The organism is Actinomadura chokoriensis (assembly GCF_039529475.1).
GTDB lineage: Bacteria > Actinomycetota > Actinomycetes > Streptosporangiales > Streptosporangiaceae > Spirillospora > Spirillospora bangladeshensis.
The window spans coordinates 26774-44135 of sequence record NZ_BAAAMW010000022.1 but is presented as its reverse complement, the minus strand read 5'-3'; the positions used below and the strand labels follow the sequence as shown (position 1 = coordinate 44135).

Annotated in this window: 19 protein-coding genes; 7 read left to right on the top strand and 12 right to left on the bottom strand. The window is 73.1% G+C overall.

The annotated features are described in order from the left end of the window. Positions 1-71 precede the first annotated feature (71 nt). The 5 genes from ABFX46_RS33730 to ABFX46_RS33710 all read right to left on the bottom strand — a co-directional run bounded on the left by ABFX46_RS33730 (position 72) and on the right by ABFX46_RS33710 (position 4648). Positions 72-395: a DUF202 domain-containing protein gene (locus ABFX46_RS33730; RefSeq protein WP_346047973.1), complete on the bottom strand. Its 324-nt coding sequence runs from the start codon at positions 393-395 to the stop codon at positions 72-74. Then, positions 392-778 carry a YidH family protein gene (locus ABFX46_RS33725; protein ID WP_346047972.1) on the bottom strand — a complete coding sequence of 129 codons (387 nt, stop codon included), beginning with the start codon at positions 776-778 and terminating at the stop codon, positions 392-394. The genes ABFX46_RS33730 and ABFX46_RS33725 overlap by 4 nt, the downstream gene beginning before the upstream one ends. Before the next feature lie 95 nt (positions 779-873). After that, positions 874-1503 (bottom strand): MerR family transcriptional regulator, encoded by a 630-nt coding sequence (locus ABFX46_RS33720; RefSeq protein ID WP_346047971.1) that lies wholly within the window; start codon positions 1501-1503, stop codon positions 874-876. 59 nt (positions 1504-1562) lie between these two features. Beyond that, positions 1563-3905, bottom strand: a complete 2343-nt coding sequence (locus ABFX46_RS33715) for a glycoside hydrolase family 3 protein (protein WP_346047970.1) — start codon at positions 3903-3905, stop codon at positions 1563-1565. Between the two features lie 23 nt (positions 3906-3928). Continuing rightward, the gene (locus ABFX46_RS33710) at positions 3929-4648 is read right to left on the bottom strand and encodes an IclR family transcriptional regulator (RefSeq protein WP_346047969.1); all 720 of its coding nucleotides are present in this window, start codon (positions 4646-4648) and stop codon (positions 3929-3931) included. 113 nt (positions 4649-4761) lie between these two features. On the opposite strand from ABFX46_RS33710, the gene leuC reads away from it, so the two are divergent. The 4 genes from leuC to ABFX46_RS33690 all read left to right on the top strand — a co-directional run bounded on the left by leuC (position 4762) and on the right by ABFX46_RS33690 (position 7739). Beyond that, complete coding sequence (gene leuC, locus ABFX46_RS33705; protein ID WP_346047968.1) at positions 4762-6159, top strand: 3-isopropylmalate dehydratase large subunit; 1398 nt, start codon at positions 4762-4764, stop codon at positions 6157-6159. A 9-nt stretch (positions 6160-6168) separates the two neighbouring features. Continuing rightward, positions 6169-6756, top strand: coding sequence for a 3-isopropylmalate dehydratase small subunit (leuD, locus tag ABFX46_RS33700; protein WP_346047967.1), 588 nt, complete (start codon positions 6169-6171; stop codon positions 6754-6756). Between the two features lie 312 nt (positions 6757-7068). Then, complete coding sequence (locus ABFX46_RS33695) at positions 7069-7302, top strand: SCO5555 family protein (protein ID WP_487046973.1); 234 nt, start codon at positions 7069-7071, stop codon at positions 7300-7302. A gap of 158 nt (positions 7303-7460) precedes the next feature. Next, positions 7461-7739, top strand: coding sequence for an HU family DNA-binding protein (locus ABFX46_RS33690; protein WP_026403810.1), 279 nt, complete (start codon positions 7461-7463; stop codon positions 7737-7739). Between the two features lie 77 nt (positions 7740-7816). On the opposite strand, the gene ABFX46_RS33685 is transcribed toward ABFX46_RS33690, so the two are convergent. Together ABFX46_RS33685 and cofC are read right to left on the bottom strand one after the other, a co-directional pair. Further along, positions 7817-8023 (bottom strand): hypothetical protein, encoded by a 207-nt coding sequence (locus ABFX46_RS33685; protein ID WP_346047966.1) that lies wholly within the window; start codon positions 8021-8023, stop codon positions 7817-7819. 9 nt (positions 8024-8032) lie between these two features. After that, positions 8033-8710, bottom strand: a complete 678-nt coding sequence (gene cofC / locus ABFX46_RS33680) for a 2-phospho-L-lactate guanylyltransferase (protein ID WP_346047964.1) — start codon at positions 8708-8710, stop codon at positions 8033-8035. Between the two features lie 101 nt (positions 8711-8811). Between cofC and ABFX46_RS33675 the strand changes: the two genes are divergently transcribed. The 3 genes from ABFX46_RS33675 (at position 8812) to ABFX46_RS33665 (ending at position 11864) form a co-directional block, all read left to right on the top strand. Next, on the top strand, positions 8812-9672 hold the full coding sequence (locus ABFX46_RS33675) for a lysophospholipid acyltransferase family protein (RefSeq protein ID WP_346047963.1): 861 nt from the start codon (positions 8812-8814) through the stop codon (positions 9670-9672). A 17-nt stretch (positions 9673-9689) separates the two neighbouring features. After that, the gene (locus ABFX46_RS33670) at positions 9690-10679 is read left to right on the top strand and encodes an NAD(P)H-dependent glycerol-3-phosphate dehydrogenase (RefSeq protein WP_346048060.1); all 990 of its coding nucleotides are present in this window, start codon (positions 9690-9692) and stop codon (positions 10677-10679) included. Between the two features lie 63 nt (positions 10680-10742). Further along, entirely contained in the window at positions 10743-11864 is a 1122-nt protein-coding gene (locus ABFX46_RS33665; RefSeq protein WP_346047962.1) for a D-alanine--D-alanine ligase family protein, read from the top strand. 22 nt (positions 11865-11886) lie between these two features. Here ABFX46_RS33665 and ABFX46_RS33660 read toward each other — a convergent pair whose 3' ends face one another. Genes ABFX46_RS33660 through ABFX46_RS33640 form a run of 5 tightly spaced genes read right to left on the bottom strand, consistent with a single transcriptional unit; the run spans position 11887 to position 17118 of the window. After that, complete coding sequence (locus tag ABFX46_RS33660; protein WP_346047961.1) at positions 11887-13710, bottom strand: beta-propeller domain-containing protein; 1824 nt, start codon at positions 13708-13710, stop codon at positions 11887-11889. 34 nt (positions 13711-13744) lie between these two features. Beyond that, the gene (locus ABFX46_RS33655) at positions 13745-14116 is read right to left on the bottom strand and encodes a carboxymuconolactone decarboxylase family protein (protein ID WP_346047960.1); all 372 of its coding nucleotides are present in this window, start codon (positions 14114-14116) and stop codon (positions 13745-13747) included. Further along, entirely contained in the window at positions 14109-14951 is an 843-nt protein-coding gene (locus tag ABFX46_RS33650; protein WP_346047959.1) for an NAD(P)-dependent oxidoreductase, read from the bottom strand. Before ABFX46_RS33650 ends, ABFX46_RS33655 begins: the two co-directional genes overlap by 8 nt. After that, positions 14948-15682 (bottom strand): SDR family oxidoreductase, encoded by a 735-nt coding sequence (locus tag ABFX46_RS33645; protein WP_346047958.1) that lies wholly within the window; start codon positions 15680-15682, stop codon positions 14948-14950. The genes ABFX46_RS33650 and ABFX46_RS33645 overlap by 4 nt, the downstream gene beginning before the upstream one ends. Further along, on the bottom strand, positions 15679-17118 hold the full coding sequence (locus tag ABFX46_RS33640; RefSeq protein ID WP_346047957.1) for an aldehyde dehydrogenase: 1440 nt from the start codon (positions 17116-17118) through the stop codon (positions 15679-15681). Before ABFX46_RS33640 ends, ABFX46_RS33645 begins: the two co-directional genes overlap by 4 nt. Positions 17119-17362: the final 244 nt, after the last annotated feature.

Sequence of the window (17362 nt, the reverse complement as noted above, 5' to 3'; positions counted from 1 at the left end):
ACGTTAAGCGCCGCATGGCCATGACACCAGCGAAGGTTTCGCACGGCGGCCATGCGGGACGCGCATGGGTATCAGAAGGCGAAGAGGAGCGTTACCACGGCGAGGAGCAGCGCGAGGCCCGTCATGATCAGGACGGAGACCGGGTCCGCGGCGCCGCGCCCGGCGGGCACCTGGTGCCGCCGGGCGCGCAGGCCGGCCCGGCTGCGGCGCAGCAGCAGCGCGGCGCCCCCGCAGACGACGGCCGCCGCGGTGGCCGCACCGGGCGCCGAGGGCGCGAACCGCACGCACAGCAGCCCCGCGACGATCAGCGAGAGGGTGGTGCGCGACCAGGCGAGCGCCGTCCGCTCCGGCTGCGCCCCGCGGTCCCCGAGCCCGCCCGGGCGGCCGGGCTTCACTGGGTGACCAGGATCGCGACCAGCAGGACGATCGAGGCGACCGCGATGCCGTAGGCCATGATGGGCGCGAGCACGGGCGGCGGCAGCGTCTCCTCGCGGCGCAGCGCCCGCTCGGTGCGCAGCCAGCGGCGGAACGCGAGCGCGGCGACGAGCGCGCCGGTCGCGGCGAACACGACCGCGAGGCCGTGCCGCAGCACCGGCCCGACGAAGTGGCCGGCGAGCGCGATGCCGATGCCGCCCGCGATGAGCGCCAGCGCCGTCCGGATCCACGCCAGGAACGTGCGCTCGTTGGCGAGCGTGAAGCGGGGATCGGGATCGCGGCCCTCGGCGAGCAGGCGGTCGGTCCACCTGCCGCCCGGGTTGCGGCCCTCTGTCGCGGTCATCGCCATTCATATTAGGCGATGAAAGTGAATGCCTTAATTTCGCCCCATGAATACCAATTCCGATTGATTATCCCGGAAATACCTGGTGGGCGGGGTCAGCCGGCGCCGAAGCGGCGGGCCGAGGCGTCCTCCTGGGCCAGCCGGTGCAGGGCCGTGAGGACCTGCTCGTACAGGACGGTCGAGACGAGCAGCGCGTGGGCGGCCCGGCCGCGCGGCGCGCCGTCCGCGACCCGGCCGATCTCGTGCTCGGCGACGTCGGCGGCGGCCCGCACGTAGGGCCGCAGGTCCTTGAGGGTGATCGGGTAGCCGAGGCGGCGCAGCGCCGTGAAGGTGTGCGCGAGCAGGTCGCGGGCCGGGGAGTCCGCGCCGACGGTCCAGCCGAGTTCGAGGACGAGGGCGTCGACGTCCTCGCGGGCGGCGCGCCAGTGCGGGTCGTGCGGCGCCGCGACGTGCGGCCCGATCGCGTGCCGGGCGGTGGCGACCAGGCCGTGCAGGCCGATCCGGTCGTCCTCGACGGCCTCGATGATCCGCTGGATCGCCGCGACGGGCAGGTCGCCGACCTCGCGCAGCGCGTTGATCAGCCGCAGCCGCTCCAGGTGCCGGCCGTCGTACTCCGAGCGGGTCGCGCTCACCGCCGAGCCCTTGGGGAGCAGGCCCTCCCGGATGTAGAACTTGATCGTCTGAACCGTCAGCCCGCTCCGATCGCTGAGCTCGGAGATCTGCACCGTCGAACCCCCTCCACCGGGGGCCAACGGTAGCGAGGGCGGTGGATTGGATACCGGCACTATCCAATGTCTGTCCGAGTTGTACTGATTCGAAGGTCGGTGACCGACCGGCCCGCCCAGAGCGCGCACGGGACGGGGGTCCGCTCGTCCAGCGCGACCCGGACCGTGACCGCGTCGCCGGGGGCGGCCTCGGCGGCGGCGAAGCCCGCGAGCCGGACCGTCCCGTCCGCGACGGCGTAGCACTGGACGACCTCCCGCCCGGCCCGGCTCCCGGTGTTGCGGACGGTCACCTCGGCCGCGTCGCCCGAGACCGCGACCGACATGTACTCCCAGGTCGTGTAGGCCAGACCGTGCCCGAACGGGTACGCGACCTGGCCGGGCGCGTAATGCCGGTAGCCGATCGCGGTGCCCTCGGTGTAGGGGAGCGTCCCGTCCTCGGCCGGCACCGGTGACAGGACGCCGTCGTGCGACGCGGGGAACGTGGTGGGCAGCCGCCCGCCGGGCTCGGCCGCGCCGGTGAGGACGTCCGCGATCGCGTCGCCGCCCTCCTGGCCCGGCAGCCACGCCCACAGCACGGCGGCGACCTCGTCCCGCCAGGGCATCAGCACCGGCGCGCCCGCGTTCACCACCACGATCGTGCGCGGGTTGGCGGCGGCGACGGCGGAGACCAGCTCGTCCTGGCGGCCGGGCAGGGCGAGCGTCGTGCGGTCGAAGCCCTCGCTCTCCACGTCGTCGTTCGTCCCGACGACCACGACGGCGGCGTCGGCGCCGCGCGCGGCGGATACCGCTGCGGCGAGCGCGCCGTCCTCGTCCAGGTGCGGGGCGTGGTGGCCGATGCCGAACGCCGTCCCGAACCGTCCGCGCGCGTGGGTGTGGCGCAGCTCGACCGGAACGGCCGTGCCCGCCTTCAACCCGACCTCGATCCGGTGCTCGGGCGGACGCAGCAGCGCCTCCACCGGGTCGCCGCGGCCGGGGTCCAGCGTCACCGCCGCCACGGTCCCGCCCACGCGCAGCTCGTACTCGCCGGCGCCCGCGATCGCGAACGTGTGGAGGCCGTCCTCGGCCGGCGTCATCAGGGTCCGGGCGACGATCCGGGCGGTGCCCCCGGGGATCCCGCCGAGGAAGACGAAATGCGCCGCCCTGCGGTGCTGCGACTCGATGAGTGCGCCGTCGGCCCCGAAGAACTCCAGCCGCACACCGCGCTCACCGGACTCCGGGTCGGTCGTGAGGGCGAGCGGCAGCGGCGCCAGCCGCCGGTGCGGGTAGACGCCGGGGCGGACGATCAGCTCGGTCCCGTCCCCGAGCGCCCGGCGCAGCCCTTCGACCGGGGTCACGACGTACTCGGGGTCGACGTGCGCGCTCCCGCCGCCCTGCGCGCCGAACCGGACCGCGTTCGGGCCGATCACGGCGAGCCTGCGCAGGCGGCCCAGCGGGAGGGCGCCGTTCTCGTTCCGCAGCAGCACGGCGCCTCGGGCGGCGGCGTCCCGCAACTGCGCGCGGGCATCGGGAGGCGTCGTCACCGGCGGCGGGCCGGGGAAGCCGTCGAGCGCGCCCACCCGCGCGGCCAGCCGCAGGACGCGCAGCACCTTGTCGTCGATCAGCTCCTCGGCGACCCCTCCCGCGCGGACGGCGTCGACGAGCCGGTCCCGCCACGGGCTGGTCGGCAGGCCCGGCATCTCCACGTCCATGCCCGCGTCGGCGCTCGCCTCGGTGGAGCGGATCGCCGTCCAGTCGGAGACGAGGACGCCGTCGAACCCCCAGCGCTCCTTCAGCACGCCGGTCAGCAGCTCGCGGTTCTCCGTCATGGACGTGCCGTTGACCTTGTTGTACGCGGCCATCACCGCCCACGCGCCCGCCTTCACGGCCTCCTCGAACGGGCGCAGGTACAGCTCGTCCAGGGCGTCCTCGCCGATGCGCGCGTCGTAGGACATGCGGGCGGTCTCGGAGTCGTTGCCGACGAAGTGCTTCACCGCCGCCGCGACGCCCGCCGACTGGACGCCCCGCACGAACGCGGCGCCGATGCGCGCGGTGAGCAGCGGATCCTCGGAGTAGTTCTCGAAGTGCCGCCCGCCCAGCGGCGTCCGGTGCAGGTTCACCGTCGGCGCGAGCTGGACGTGCACGCCCTTGTCGCGCGCCTGCGCGCCGTTCAGCCGCCCGATCCGCTCCGCGAGCGCCGGGTCCCACGCCGCGGCGAGCGCGGTCGGGTTCGGGAACAGCAGGCTCGTGCTCCGCTCGTCCCAGGTCGTGCCCCGCACGCCGGACGGCCCGTCCGACATGACGAGACCCCGCAACCCGATCCGGGGGATGGGGCGCAGGGTCCAGAACCCGTCACCGGTGAGCAGGTGGACCTTCTCCTCCAGGGTGAGGTCCGCGAGCCGGTCGCGCAGCCGGGATTCGTCCATTCGCCGACTCTAGGGTCCGGGGGTCACGAGGCGGTGCGGCGCATCCCCTCGGAGATCTTCTCGGCGGCGGCGGCCACCGGGCCGGCGTGCAGGCGCCCGGGGGAGCGGGACAGCCGTTCGAGCGGGCCGGACACCGAGACGGCGGCGATCACCCGCCCGCCCGCGCCGCGGATCGGCGCCGACACCGACCCGACGCCCTGCTCGCGCTCCCCGACGCTCTGCGCCCAGCCGCGCCGCCGGACGGACGCCAGCGTCGTCGCCTCGAACTTGGCGTTGCGCAGCCCCCGGTGCAGCCGGTCGGGCTCCTCCCAGGCCAGCAGGACCTGCGCCGCCGAGCCCGCCGTCATCGGCAGCGCGGCGCCGACCGGGACGGTGTCGCGCAGGCCGCTGGTCCGCTCGGCGGCGGCGACGCACACCCTGACGTCCCCCTGGCGGCGGAACAGCGAGGCGCTCTCGCCGGTGAGGTCGCGCAACTGGGCCAGGATGGGCTGGGCGATCGCGAGGAGGCGGTCCTCGCCGGCGGCGACGGCCAGCTCGGCGAGCCGCGGCCCGAGGATGAAGCGGCCCTGGGTGTCCCGGTGCACGAGGCGGTGGTGCTCCAGCGCGACGGCCAGCCGGTGCGCCGTGGGGCGGGCCAGCCCGGTGGTCTGGACGAGCTGGGCGAGCGAGGCCGGGCCGGCCTCCAGCGCATTCAGAACGAGAACGGCTTTGTCAAGTACGCCGACTCCGCTAGAGTTGTCCATGTCTTGATATTGCCGTCTCGTAATATGAGATTGCAAGTCGAGGTGACCGAGACCACGGCGCGCCGGGCGAGCAGCACCGGGCGCCGCCGATCATGACAGGTGAGGTGGGAGTGATGGGCCGAACACTGGCCGAGAAGGTCTACGACGCGCACGTCGTACGGCGTGCCGAAGGTGAGCCGGACCTCCTCTACATCGACCTGCACCTCGTCCACGAGGTGACGAGCCCGCAGGCGTTCGACGGGCTGCGGATGACCGGCCGCAAGGTCCGCCGCCCCGACTTGACCATCGCCACCGAGGACCACAACGTCCCGACGACGGACCTGCTCAAGCCCATCGCCGACCCGGTGTCGCGCACCCAGGTCGAGACGCTGCGCAAGAACTGCTCCGACTTCGGGGTCCGGCTCCACCCGATGGGCGACGAGGGCCAGGGCATCGTGCACGTCATCGGCCCGCAGCTCGGCCTCACCCAGCCCGGCATGACCGTCGTCTGCGGCGACTCGCACACCTCCACGCACGGCGCGTTCGGCGCCCTCGCGTTCGGGATCGGCACCAGCGAGGTCGAGCACGTCCTCGCCACCCAGACGCTGCCGCAGGTCCAGCCGAAGACGATGGCCGTCACCGTGGACGGCGCGCTGCCGGAGGGCGTCACCGCGAAGGACCTGATCCTCGCGATCATCGCCCGCATCGGCACCGGCGGCGGCCAGGGCCACATCATCGAGTACCGGGGCGAGGCGATCCGCTCCCTGTCGATGGAGGGCCGCATGACGGTCTGCAACATGTCCATCGAGGCCGGCGCCCGCGCCGGGATGATCGCCCCGGACGAGACCACCTTCGCCTACCTCAAGGGCCGCCCGCACGCCCCGCAGGGCGCCGACTGGGACAGGGCCGTCGAGTACTGGACGTCCCTGCGCACCGACGACGACGCGGTCTTCGACACCGAGGTCGTGATCGACGCGTCCGAGCTGACCCCGTTCGTCACCTGGGGCACCAACCCCGGCCAGGGCCTGCCGCTCGGCGGCTCCGTGCCCGACCCGGCCTCATTCGCCGACCCCGTCCAGCGCCAGGCCGCCGAGCGCGCCCTGGACTACATGGGCCTCACCGCCGGGACGCCGCTGCGCGAGATCGCGGTCGACACCGTCTTCGTCGGGTCCTGCACCAACGGCCGCATCGAGGACCTCCGCGCCGTCGCCGGCGTGCTGAAGGGCCGCAAGGTCGCCGACGGCGTCCGCATGCTGGTCGTCCCCGGCTCCATGAAGGTCAAGAAGCAGGCCGAGGAGGAGGGCCTGAACGAGGTCATCGCCGCCTCCGGCGCCGAATGGCGCGAGGCCGGCTGCTCCATGTGCCTGGCGATGAACCCCGACAAGCTCACGCCCGGCGAGCGCAGCGCGTCCACGTCCAACCGCAACTTCGAGGGCCGGCAGGGCCCCGGCGGCCGCACCCACCTGGTGTCGCCCGCCGTCGCCGCCGCGACCGCCGTCACCGGCCGCCTGACCGCCCCTGCCGACCTCTAAGGAACCACGATGGAAGCGTTCACCACCTACACCGGGCGCGCGGTCCCGCTGCGCCGCAGCAACGTCGACACCGACCAGATCATCCCGGCGGTCTGGCTGAAGCAGGTCAGCCGCACCGGGTTCGACAAGGGCCTGTTCTCCGCCTGGCGCGAGGACCCCGGGTTCGTCCTGAACCAGCCCCAGTACGACGGCGCCGGCATCCTGGTCGCCGGGCCCGACTTCGGCACCGGCTCGTCCCGCGAGCACGCCGTCTGGGCCCTGCAGCAGTACGGGTTCCGCGTCATCATCGCGCCGCGCTTCGGCGACATCTTCCGCAACAACTCCACCAAGATGGGCCTGCTGCCCGTCATCCTGACCGGCGAGCAGGTCGAGGACCTCCAGGCCCGCGTCGAGAAGGACCCCGCCCTGGAGATCACCGTCGACCTCGACAAGCGGGAGGTCCGCTACGCCGGCGTCGTCGCGGCCTTCGACATCGACGACTACACCCGCTGGCGCCTCATGGAGGGCCTGGACGACATCGGCCTCACCCTCCGCCACGCCGAGGACATCGGCACCTACGAGGAATCCCGCCGCCCCTGGCTCCCCACCACGGTGTGAGCCCAGGGGGGCGACCCCCTGGAACCCCCGTCGGCGACGCAGGCGATCCTCACGCCGCCGTTGCGGCCCGTCGTGCCTGTTCTGGCGTGCGCGGCGTCGCTGCGGTCGCCTGCGTCGCCGGGCAGGCCCGCTACGGGCGCTGGAGCGCCCTCCGCGTGCCTGCCCGCGGCCGCCGCTTCGGTCTGCGGCCCAGTTCGGACCCCGGTCCACGAGGGACCGGCGATCAACCCACCCCCGGGCGTGTGGAGCGGTATGGGCACCAGGGACAATTTCCTGTAGTGACATGCTCGCCGAGCGTTTGGGGGAATGGAATTGAGCGCCGTTCCGTGGGCGGGGCCTCAGTGGGACGATCCCGCGTTGACCCAGCTCGCGCGGCAGTTGCGTGACGCTCACAAGGCCGTCGCGCCGCTTCCGCCGGAGACCCGGCAGCGGCTCATCCGGCACCTGCTGGCGATCACCGATCTGGCGAAACGGGACGCCGGACTGGCGGCGCGCAGGCTGGAGGCGTTCCTCGCCGATTTCCACGAGGGGCCCGACGTCGGTTAGCGTGCGCAGTGGCCGGATCTGGTCCGGTCACCCGGCGAGACAGGGGCGAGGCCGACAAAAACGCCAGCGACACGCCAACTTCTGCGTGCAGGTGATTGTGTCCATGCTGCAGGTCCCTTAGTTTCGGTCGGGCAAGGGGGGAACTAGAGGAGTAACCCATGAACAAGCGTGAGCTGGTCGACGCCATCTCTGACCGGCTGGGCAGCAAGAAGGCCGCAGCCGAGGCCGTCGACGCGATCCTGGAGGCGATCCAGACCGCCGTCGCCAAGGGCGACAAGGTCGCGATCACCGGGTTCGGTTCGTTCGAGAAGGCCGACCGGCCTGCCCGTACGGCCCGCAACCCCGCAACGGGCAAGACCATCGAGGTTCCCGCGACGTCCGTGCCGAAGTTCAAGGCCGGCGCCGACTTCAAGAACCTGGTGGCCGGCAAGAAGTAGCCTCACCGCGACAGCGCCCGGGACCGCACGGTTCCGGGCGCTGTCGCGTTCAGAACCCGCGCGTTCAGGACCTGCGTTCAGGACGGCAGCGGGAACGTCGACAGCGTGATCGCCGAGACGCGCCCGTCCGCCGCGACGGCCAGCCGCACCCGCTGCCCGAAGCGCAGCAGCCGCAGCCCGCCCGCCGCGAACGCGTCCGCGTCGAACGCCAGTTCCGTCCCGTCGTCGAGCAGCACGCTCCCCGACCGGGTCTCCGCGTCGAACGCCTTCACCGTCGCCTGCATGGGGGAACTCTAGGCCAGCGACGGCAGCCGGGCCGCGACCTCGGCGGTGCGGGGGCCGGTGCCGAGCGCGAGCGCGGCGCGGAGGTCCTCCGGGGTGTCGACGTCGCGGCGTACGCTGTCGGTGGCGGGCAGGAGGATCTCCGCGGCGCCGCGGGAGCGGTGCGCCGCGCGGGAGCCGCCGCCGAACGCCGGGGCGAACGCGACGCCGGGACGCGCCGTGTAGAGGGTCGTGCCGACGCCCGCCGCGTCCGGCACGAACGCCTCGGGCTCGGCCGCCGCGGCGTCGAGGACGCGGGCGAGTTCATCCGGCCGCAGAGCGGGCAGGTCTGCCGACAGCGCGCCGACGCCCGCGTCCGGGGACAGCTCGCGCCCCCGGCCGGCGCCGTACACCAGCGCCGGGTTCAGGCCCGCGTCCGGCACGTCGGGCACGACGCGGGCGCCGAGGGCGGCGAGGTCGGCCGCCGGAAGGGGATCGTCGGTGACAACGATCACGTCGCGGACCCGGGCGCAGCGCAGCGCCGCGGCGACCGTGTCGGCCGCGACCGCCAGCGCGAGCGCCTCCCGGTGCGGGCCCGCCGCGGCGGCCATCCGGGTCTTGGCCCTGGCCAGGACCTTGACCGGGACGACGAGCGACCAGTGGAGATGAGGCCCGCCGTGCGCCGCGGCGGGCCGTGCTGATGTAGACATGGCAACTCGACACTATGCGCACGCAACCGCGACACTTGAGGACACCCCATGTTCATCCGGGGGATGAACCGAGGAGGGGACGGAATGAGGAGGGGACGGGCATGAGCCACGGGTACTCGCCGGGCTGGCGGAAGCTCACGATCGTCATCCTGCGCCCGCTGCTGTTCGGGCTCCTGAAACGCGACTGGCGGGGCCGGGGCAACGTCCCCGGGAAGGGCGGCGTCATCATCGCCGCCAACCACATCTCCGAGTCCGACCCCCTCGCGCTCGCCCACTTCGTCTACGAGTCGGGCCGCTACCCCGTCTACCTGGCCAAGTCGACGCTGTTCGACGTGAAGTTCATCGGCGCCGTGCTGCGCGGCACCGGCCAGATCCCCGTGCACCGCGACAGCGCCGACGCGGCACTGGCGCTCAGGGACGCGGAGAAGGCGCTGGTGGACGGCGAATGCCTGATGTTCTACCCGGAGGGCAGCTGCACCCGTGACCCCGAGCTGTGGCCCATGACCGGCCAGACGGGCGTCGCCCGGATGGCGCTGAAGACGGGCGCGAAGGTCGTTCCGGTGGCGAGCTGGGGCGCGCACGAGCTGATGCCGTACAAGAAGGGCGAGCAGACGGGCCTCGCGGGGAGCCTGAAGAAGGGGTTCCACCCGCTGCCCCGCAAGACGATGAAGGTCATCGCCGGACCGCCCGTGGACCTGTCGGCGTACGCGGGGCTGCCGCTCAGCAGGGAGACGCTGCGGGCCGCGACCGACGACATCATGACGGCGATCGCCGGGCTGCTCGGCGAGCTGCGCGGCGAGGAGCCGCCCGCCGAGCGCTACGACCACCACCGGGTGCTGGAGGAGCGCCGCCGCGCCGCCGCGGCGGTCAGGGCCGCCGTTCCGGAGCCGGCGCGGCCGTCCGCGCCGGAGACCGCGCCGGAGCCCGGGTCCGCGGTGAAGCGGAAGGCGGCCGACTCGTGACCTTCCGTACCGCGGTCATGGGCGCCGGCTCCTGGGGGACGACGTTCACCAAGCTGCTGCGCGACGCCGGCGGCGACGTGGTCCTGTGGGGCCGCCGCCCGGAGGTCGTCGAGGCGGTCAACGAGCGGCACGAGAACCCCGACTACCTGCCGGGCGTCACGCTGCCGGTGGGCGTCCGCGCCACGCTGGACCCGGCGGAGGCGCTCAAGGGCGCCGACTTCGTCGCGCTCGCCGTTCCCGCGCAGACGCTTCGCCGCAACCTCGAGGACTGGCTGCCGCACCTGCCGCCGGACGCGGTCCTCGTCAGCCTGATGAAGGGCGTCGAGATCGGCACGTCGCTGCGGATGTCGGAGGTGATCCGCGAGGTCGCCCGCATCCCGCGGGAGCGCGTCGGCGTGTTCTGCGGCCCGAACCTCGCCCGGGAGATCGCGAGCGGGGAGCCGGGCGCCGCGGTCGCCGCCTGCGTGGACGAGGCCGTCGCGCAGCGCCTCCAGGCCGCCACCATGACCCCGTACTTCCGCGTCTACACCTCCACCGACATGGTCGGCTGCGAGCTCGGCGGCGCGGTGAAGAACATCGTCGCGCTGTGCGTCGGCATGGCGGTCGGGCTCGGGTTCGGCGCCAGCACCCAGGCGCTGCTGATCACCCGCGGGCTCGCCGAGATCGCCCGGCTCGGCGCCGCGCTCGGCGCCGACGAGCACACGTTCGCCGGCCTCGCCGGCATGGGCGACCTCGTCGGGACGTGCATCTCGCCGCTGTCGCGGAACCGGACGTTCGGCGAGAACCTCGGCCGCGGCATGACCCTCGACGAGGTCATCGCCGTGACCCGGCAGACCGCCGAGGGCGTCAAGTCGTCGGAGGCGGTGCTGGCGCTCGCCCGCAAGCACCACGTGGAGATGCCGATCACCGAGGCGGTCACCGCCGTCCTGCACCACGGCATGCCGATCAAGGAGGCCGCGGTGTCGCTGATCTCGCGCTCCCCGAAGCCCGAGCGGTACGGGGTGTGAAGTGGGGCCGCGCCAGGTCCGCTCGTGGCCCGCACAGGTTGATCACCGGTAGGGTCGGACGTCATGTCCCAGGTTTCTAGGATCCGCGTGGCCGTGGTCTTCGGCGGGCGCAGCTCCGAGCACGCGATCTCCTGCGTCACCGCGGGCGCCGTCATGGCCGCCATCGACCGGGACCGCTACGACGTGGTGCCGATCGGCATCGCCCGCGACGGCCGCTGGGTGCTCCCGCCCGCCGGCCTGACGCTCGCGATCCAGGACGGCCGGCTGCCCGAGGTGACCGGCGCCGGCAGCGTCCTCGCGCTGCCGTTCGACCCCGACAGCCGCGGGCTGATGGTCGTCCAGCCGGGCGAGATCCCCGAGACGCTCGCCGAGGTCGACGTCGTCCTGCCGCTGCTGCACGGACCCTACGGCGAGGACGGCACCATCCAGGGCCTGCTCGACCTCGCCGGCGTCCGGTACGTCGGCGCCGGGGTGCTGGCCAGCGCCGTCGGCATGGACAAGGGGTACATGAAGCTCGTCTGGCAGGCGCGCGGCCTGCCCGTCGGCCCGTACGTGCTGGTCGGCGACCGGGAGTGGCGGCGCGAGCGCAAGCGCAAGATCGACGAGATCAAGGAGCTGGGCCTCGCGGACGGCACCCCGGTGTTCGTCAAGCCGGCCCGCGCCGGGTCGAGCATGGGCATCACCCGCGTCACCGACGAGGCCGGCCTGGAGGCGGCGGTCGACGCGGCGCGCGAGCACGACCCGAAGGTGGTCGTGGAGGCCGCGATCGAGGGCCGCGAGATCGAGTGCGGCGTCCTGCAGGGCGAGGACGACGGCCCCGCCGAGGCCAGCCTGCCCGCCGAGATCGTGATGGCGGGCGAGCACGACTTCTACGACTTCGAGACCAAGTACATCGACGGCTCGACCGGCCTCGCGATCCCGCCGGACCTGCCGCCCGCGGCGATCGAGGAGGTCCGCCGCGTCGCCGTGCAGGCGTTCGAGGCGCTCGACTGCGAGGGCCTCGCCCGGGTCGACTTCTTCCACACGCCCGACGGCCGCTGGATCCTCAACGAGATCAACACCATGCCGGGCTTCACCCCGACGTCGGCGTTCCCGCAGATGTGGGCGGCGACCGGGCTGGACTACCCGGCGCTGGTCGACCGGCTCATCCAGACGGCGCTGAAGCGCTCGACCGGCCTGCGCTGACCCGGCGCGGGGCCCGGCGGCGCTAGTCGTACGGGAGCCAGTCGCCGTTCTCCAGGGTGGCGGCGTCGGTCGCGTACGCGCCCGCCTCGGAGGTCGTCCAGAGGGTGCCGCCGACGATCAGTGACCGCGTGACGGCGTTGCCCAGGTACAGGCCGGGGTGCCGGACGGTGCCGGCCCTGGTGATGGCGTCGCCGGTGACCTTGAGCGCGAGTGCCTCGGCGGTCCTGGCGCCCGGTCGCGTGATCGGCACGACGGTGAGGCCCGACTTCGGCCAGTACAGGAAGGCGTGCGGGTCGAACTCCACCTGCGAGGTGGTGCCGGGGACCGTGTAGGCGTCGAGCCGGCGGGGTGCGCCGGAGACGTCGAAGAGGGAGACCTGGAGGCCGGTCGTGCGGCCGGAGGTGTCGGCGTCCTGGCCGACGCCGAGGAGCCTGTCGCCGGCCACGGGGTGCAGGTACGCCGAGTAGCCGGTGATCTTCAGTTCGCCGGTGCGGACGGGACGGCGCGGGTCCGCCAGGTCGAGCACGTACAGCGGGTCGGTCTGCCGGAACGTCACCACGTAGGCCGCCGAGCCGATGAACCGGACGGAGTGGATGCGCTCGCCCTCGCCGAGCCCGTCGATCCGCCCGACCTGGTCGAGCCGCTCGCCGTGCTGGGCGAGGACGAGCACCGAGCTCTGCGACGTGCGGCTGTTCCGGTCGGTGGTCGTTGCGAGGCGGAGGTTCCCGTTGTGCTCCGACATGGAGTACTGGTTGAGCAGGAAGCCCTTGACCGACCCTGACGCCGCGTAGCGGGGAGGACCGTCGCCCCTCACGTCGAACTTGTAGATGTCGGTGTTCGGTTCAGGGGCTTCCCTGGCCGGCGATCTGAACCGCGGCCTGTCCATGCCCGTCACGTACAGACTCTGACCGTTGCCGTAGACGGTCGACCCTTCGGCCGTGATCGTGACGGCCCGCGGATCGCCGAGGCCCTTGGCCAGGTCGAGCGTGAGCACGGTCAGCGTCGATGTGCCCTTGTACGCGGACGGGCGGCTGACCTGGTCGCACGGCGTCCGGTAGGTTCGCCCGTCGTCCAGGCGGAAGACCGGGAGCCATGCGTCGAGCGGGGCCTTCCAGACCTCCACCCGGTTCTCCTCGATCGCGTCCTCCCGGTCGGTGCCGCCGGGCAGGTCGATCCTCGGGTGCGTCCGCCGCACCACGACGCGGACGGTCGAGCCGTGCTGCCGCGCGTCCAGGTACTCGGTGTCGGACGCCATCGTGCCGATGATCTTCGGTGGGCCGGAGAGGTCGACCAGCGTCAGCCGCGTCGCCCGGCCGGCATACCTCGGCGGGGACTCCTCCCCGGCGATCGGCGGCATGTGGTTCGCCAGAACGAGGGCGCGATCGCCGCTGAGGAGCAGTTCGCCGTGGTCGAAACGGTTGGAGCCGGGCAGCTTCAGCGTGTGCGTGATCGTGCGGGTGACCGGGTCGATCACCCGCAGGCGCTGGTCCGCGACCGCCACGATCCTGCGGCCGTCGGTCTTCACCAGGTCCGGCTCGTCCGCGCCCGGCTCGTGGGCGTTGGTCGTGGAATGCTCCTGCGCCGGGAGCGCGTCGGCCGGGAGCTTGCCGCCCCCGAGCGCCCAGACCTGGTCCCTCGGCAGGAGGGGCATGCCCTCGAATCCGGTGGGGCCGACCTTCTCGGCCGTGGCGCTGCGCAGATCCTCCAGCAGGGCGTCGCAGCCGCCGTAGGCGACGAGCCGCGCCGGCGGTGCCGGGCTCGGCCGGGGGCCGGGCGCTCCGGAGCACCCGGCCGTCCCGGCCAGCAGCAGCATCGCCGCGGCCGGTGCGAAGAGGCGACCACGCATGGACGTTGGACGCTCGCACCGGCCGCCCGGTTGCCTATTCGCCCTTTTTCTTCCGCTTCTCGTGCTTGGCGATCAGCGTGTCGATCTGGACGCTCAGCCGGGAGCCGAGCGGCCAGCCGACGTAGTGGGTCAGGAAGATGCCGATCTCGCGCAGCTCGTCCGGGGACACCTCGCCGTTGGCCAGCGCCGCCGGGATCTGGATGTCGAGGACGTCGTTGAGCCCCTGGCCGGCGAGCATGCCGATGAGCAGCAGGCGCCGGTCGCGCAGGGTGAGGCCCGGACGCGTCCAGATGTCGCCGAAGAGGTGGTCGACGGTGATGCCGAAGAAGTCGCCGGGCGCGTCCCCGATCTCCCAGCCGTAGACCTGCCGCATCATCTCCAGGCCGCGCTCGCGCCGCTCATCCATCGGTGTCCCCCTCGCTCAGTCCGAGGCCGGGGCCGAAGCGGTCGCGGGCGATGCGGGCGAGGGGCACGTCGACCCCCAGCTCGTCCGCCAGCTCCAGGGCGAGGGACAGGTCCTTCTCGCCGAGGTCGCGGGTGTGGCACAGGATGCCGTACAGGTCGTCGTCCGGATCCAGCGGCGCGGTCGTCGGGCGCAGCATGATCGACCCCGCGCCGCCGGTGATCGCGTCGGTGTGCCGGACGACCCGGCCCAGCTTGCGCAGCGACACCCCCGACGCCTCCGCCAGCCGCTGCGCCTCGGCGGCGGCCGTGAACGAGATGAAGTGCAGCATGTTGCGGGCCAGCTTCGTGCGGGTGCCCGCGCCGACCGGGCCCATGTGCAGGACGAGGTCCGCCCAGGCGCCGAACGGCTCCCGGCAGCGCTCGAACGCCTCGTCCGTCCCGCCGACCATCACCGCGAGACTGCCCGCGCTCGCCCCCATGAACCCGCCGCTGACCGGCGCGTCCACGACCTCGATCGCGTACCGCCGGGCCCGCGTCGCGAGGTTCTCGGCCGTCTGCGCGCGGATCGTGGAGTGGATCGCCAGCACCGTGCCCGGGCGGGCGCTCGCGAGCACCTCGTCGCCGACCTCGTTCACCTGCGCGTCGTCCCGCACCATGATCGAGACGAGGTCGGCGTGCGCGGCGACCTCGGCGACGCTCCCGGCCGCCCGGGCGCCCGCCTTCACCAGCGGCGCCATCGCCTCCGGGCGCGCGTCGTAGACGACCACGCCGCCGCCGGCGAGATGCCCCGCCATCGGCGCGCCCATCTGCCCCAACCCGACGAACCCGACCTTCATGCGCGGAACACCTCGCCCCCGTCGACGTTGACGATCTGCCCGGTGATCCACGCCGCGTCGTCCGACAGCAGGAACAGGCAGGCGCCGACGAGGTCCTCGGGCGACCCCATGCGCTTCAGCGCCATCTTGTCCTGGACGATCTTCTGCGACATGTTGCCCGGCACGACGGTGCGGTTGGCCTCGGTGTCGATCGGGCCGGGCGCGATCGCGTTCACGCGGATGTTCATGCTGCCGAACTCGTGCGCGAGCTGCTGGGTGAGCCCGTTGACGCCGACCTTGGCGAGCCCGTAGAAGCCGGAGTACTGCCACGCCGCCGTGGACGACTGGTTCACGATCGAGCCGCCGCCGCGCTCCTGCATGTGGGGGTAGCAGGCGCGCGCGCACAGCAGCGCGCCGTCCATGTTCACGGACATGAACTTCTTGTAGTAGTCCCAGTCGACGGTGAAGAGGAAGTCCAGCTTCATCGTGCCGAAGATGGCGGCGTTGTTGACGAGGTGGTCGATCCCGCCGAACCGCTCCTTCGCGGCCGCCGCCATGGCCTCCACCGACGCGGGGTCGGACACGTCCGTCCGGACGAACAGGCCCTTGATGGCGTCGGCCACGCCCTGCCCGCGCTCGTCCACGTCGGCGACGACCACGTGCGCGCCCTCGGCGGCCAGCGCCCGCGCGTACGCCTCGCCGATGCCCTGCGCGGCCCCGGTGACGACCGCGACCCTTCCCTCGAACCTCATGCGCCCTCCGCGATCGCCTTGGTCTCCAGGTACTCCTCGAACCCGGCCACGCCCATCTCCCGGCCGATGCCCGACTGCTTGTAGCCGCCGAACGGGACGTCCGCGCCGTACCAGACGCCGCCGTTCACGCTCACCGTCCCGGCGCGCAGCCGCCGCGCGACCGCCCGCGCCCGTTCCGCGTCGCCGCCGTGCACCGCGCCCGACAGCCCGTACGGCGAGTCGTTCGCGATCCGCACCGCGTCGTCGTCGCCGTCGTGCGGCAGCAGGGTCAGCACCGGGCCGAAGATCTCCTCGCGGGCCGCGCGGGCGTCGTTGGCGAGCCCGGTGATCAGCGTCGGCTCGATCCAGAAGCCCTTGTCGCGGCCCTCCGGGCGCCCGCCGCCGCACGCGAACGAGCCGCCCTCCTCGACGGCCAGCTCCAGGTAGCCCTCGACGCGCTCGCGCTGCTTCGCGGAGATGACCGGGCCGCAGATCGTCCGGTCGTCGCCGGGGTCGCCGACGCCGAGCCTGCTCAGCGTGCCCGCGGTGATCTCGGCGGCCTCGTCGTAGCGGTCGCGCGGGACGAGGATCCGCGTCGTGATCGCGCAGCCCTGCCCGGCGTGCGCGACGCCGGAGAACGCCGCGTACGAGCACGCGGCCCGCAGATCGGCGTCGTCCAGCACGATGAACGCCGACTTGCCGCCGAGCTCCAGGAACACCCGCTTGAGCGTGGCGGCGGCACTCGTCATCACGTGCCGGCCCGTCGCCGTGGACCCGGTGAACGACACCAGGTCGACGCGCGGGTCCTGCGTCAGCCGAGCGCCGAGCGCATGGTCGGACGACGTCACCACGTTCACGACGCCCGCCGGGATGTCGGTCTCCTCGGCGATGACCTCGCCGAGCACCGCCGCGCACCAGGGCGTGTCGGGCGCCGGCTTCAGCACCACCGTGTTCCCCGCCGCGAGCGCCGGGCCCAGCTTGGCGAGGTTGATCTGGTGGGGGAAGTTCCACGGGGTGATGGCGCCGACCACGCCCGCCGCCTCGCGGCGGATCCGCCGGTCGCTCGGCATCCCCATCGGCTCGGCCCGGCCGAGGTCCCGTTCCCACGCGTAGGACTCGACGAGGTCGGCGAACCACCCGAGATCGTCGACGGGCGCGTCCAGCTGCGCCCCGAAGGTGAGGAACCGCGGCGCGCCCACCTCCTTGATCGTCAGCTCGCGCAGCTCGTCCGCGCGGCGCCGCAGGCCCTCCCTGAGCTGCCGCAGGCAGCGCACGCGGAACGCGTGGTCGGTGGACCAGGACGTCTCGTCGAACGCGCGCCGGGCGGCGCCGATCGCGCGGTCCATGTCGTCGGCGGTGGCGTCGGCGGCGGTGCCGAGCACCTCCTCGGTCGCGGGATTGACCGTCTCGAAGGCGCCGCCCGTCCCGGGGACGAGCCGCCCGTCCAGCAGAAGCAAGCGATCGATTGTTCTGGACACTTGTCCAGACTACAGTTCAGCCCACGCCGGAGCGCAAGGCCCCGTCCGTCGCAATTCGTCCCGGAAAAACCCGTTGCGGGTGGTGCGTCGGCGCTGGCACCGTAGGCGGTGTCAGCCCGTCGGTGACATGAGACGACGGTGGAGAGGAGGACCGGCCATGGTTCTGGAGCAGTATCGACTCCGACTGCCCTCGGCGTCGCACGCCCGCCCCGGCCGGTATCCC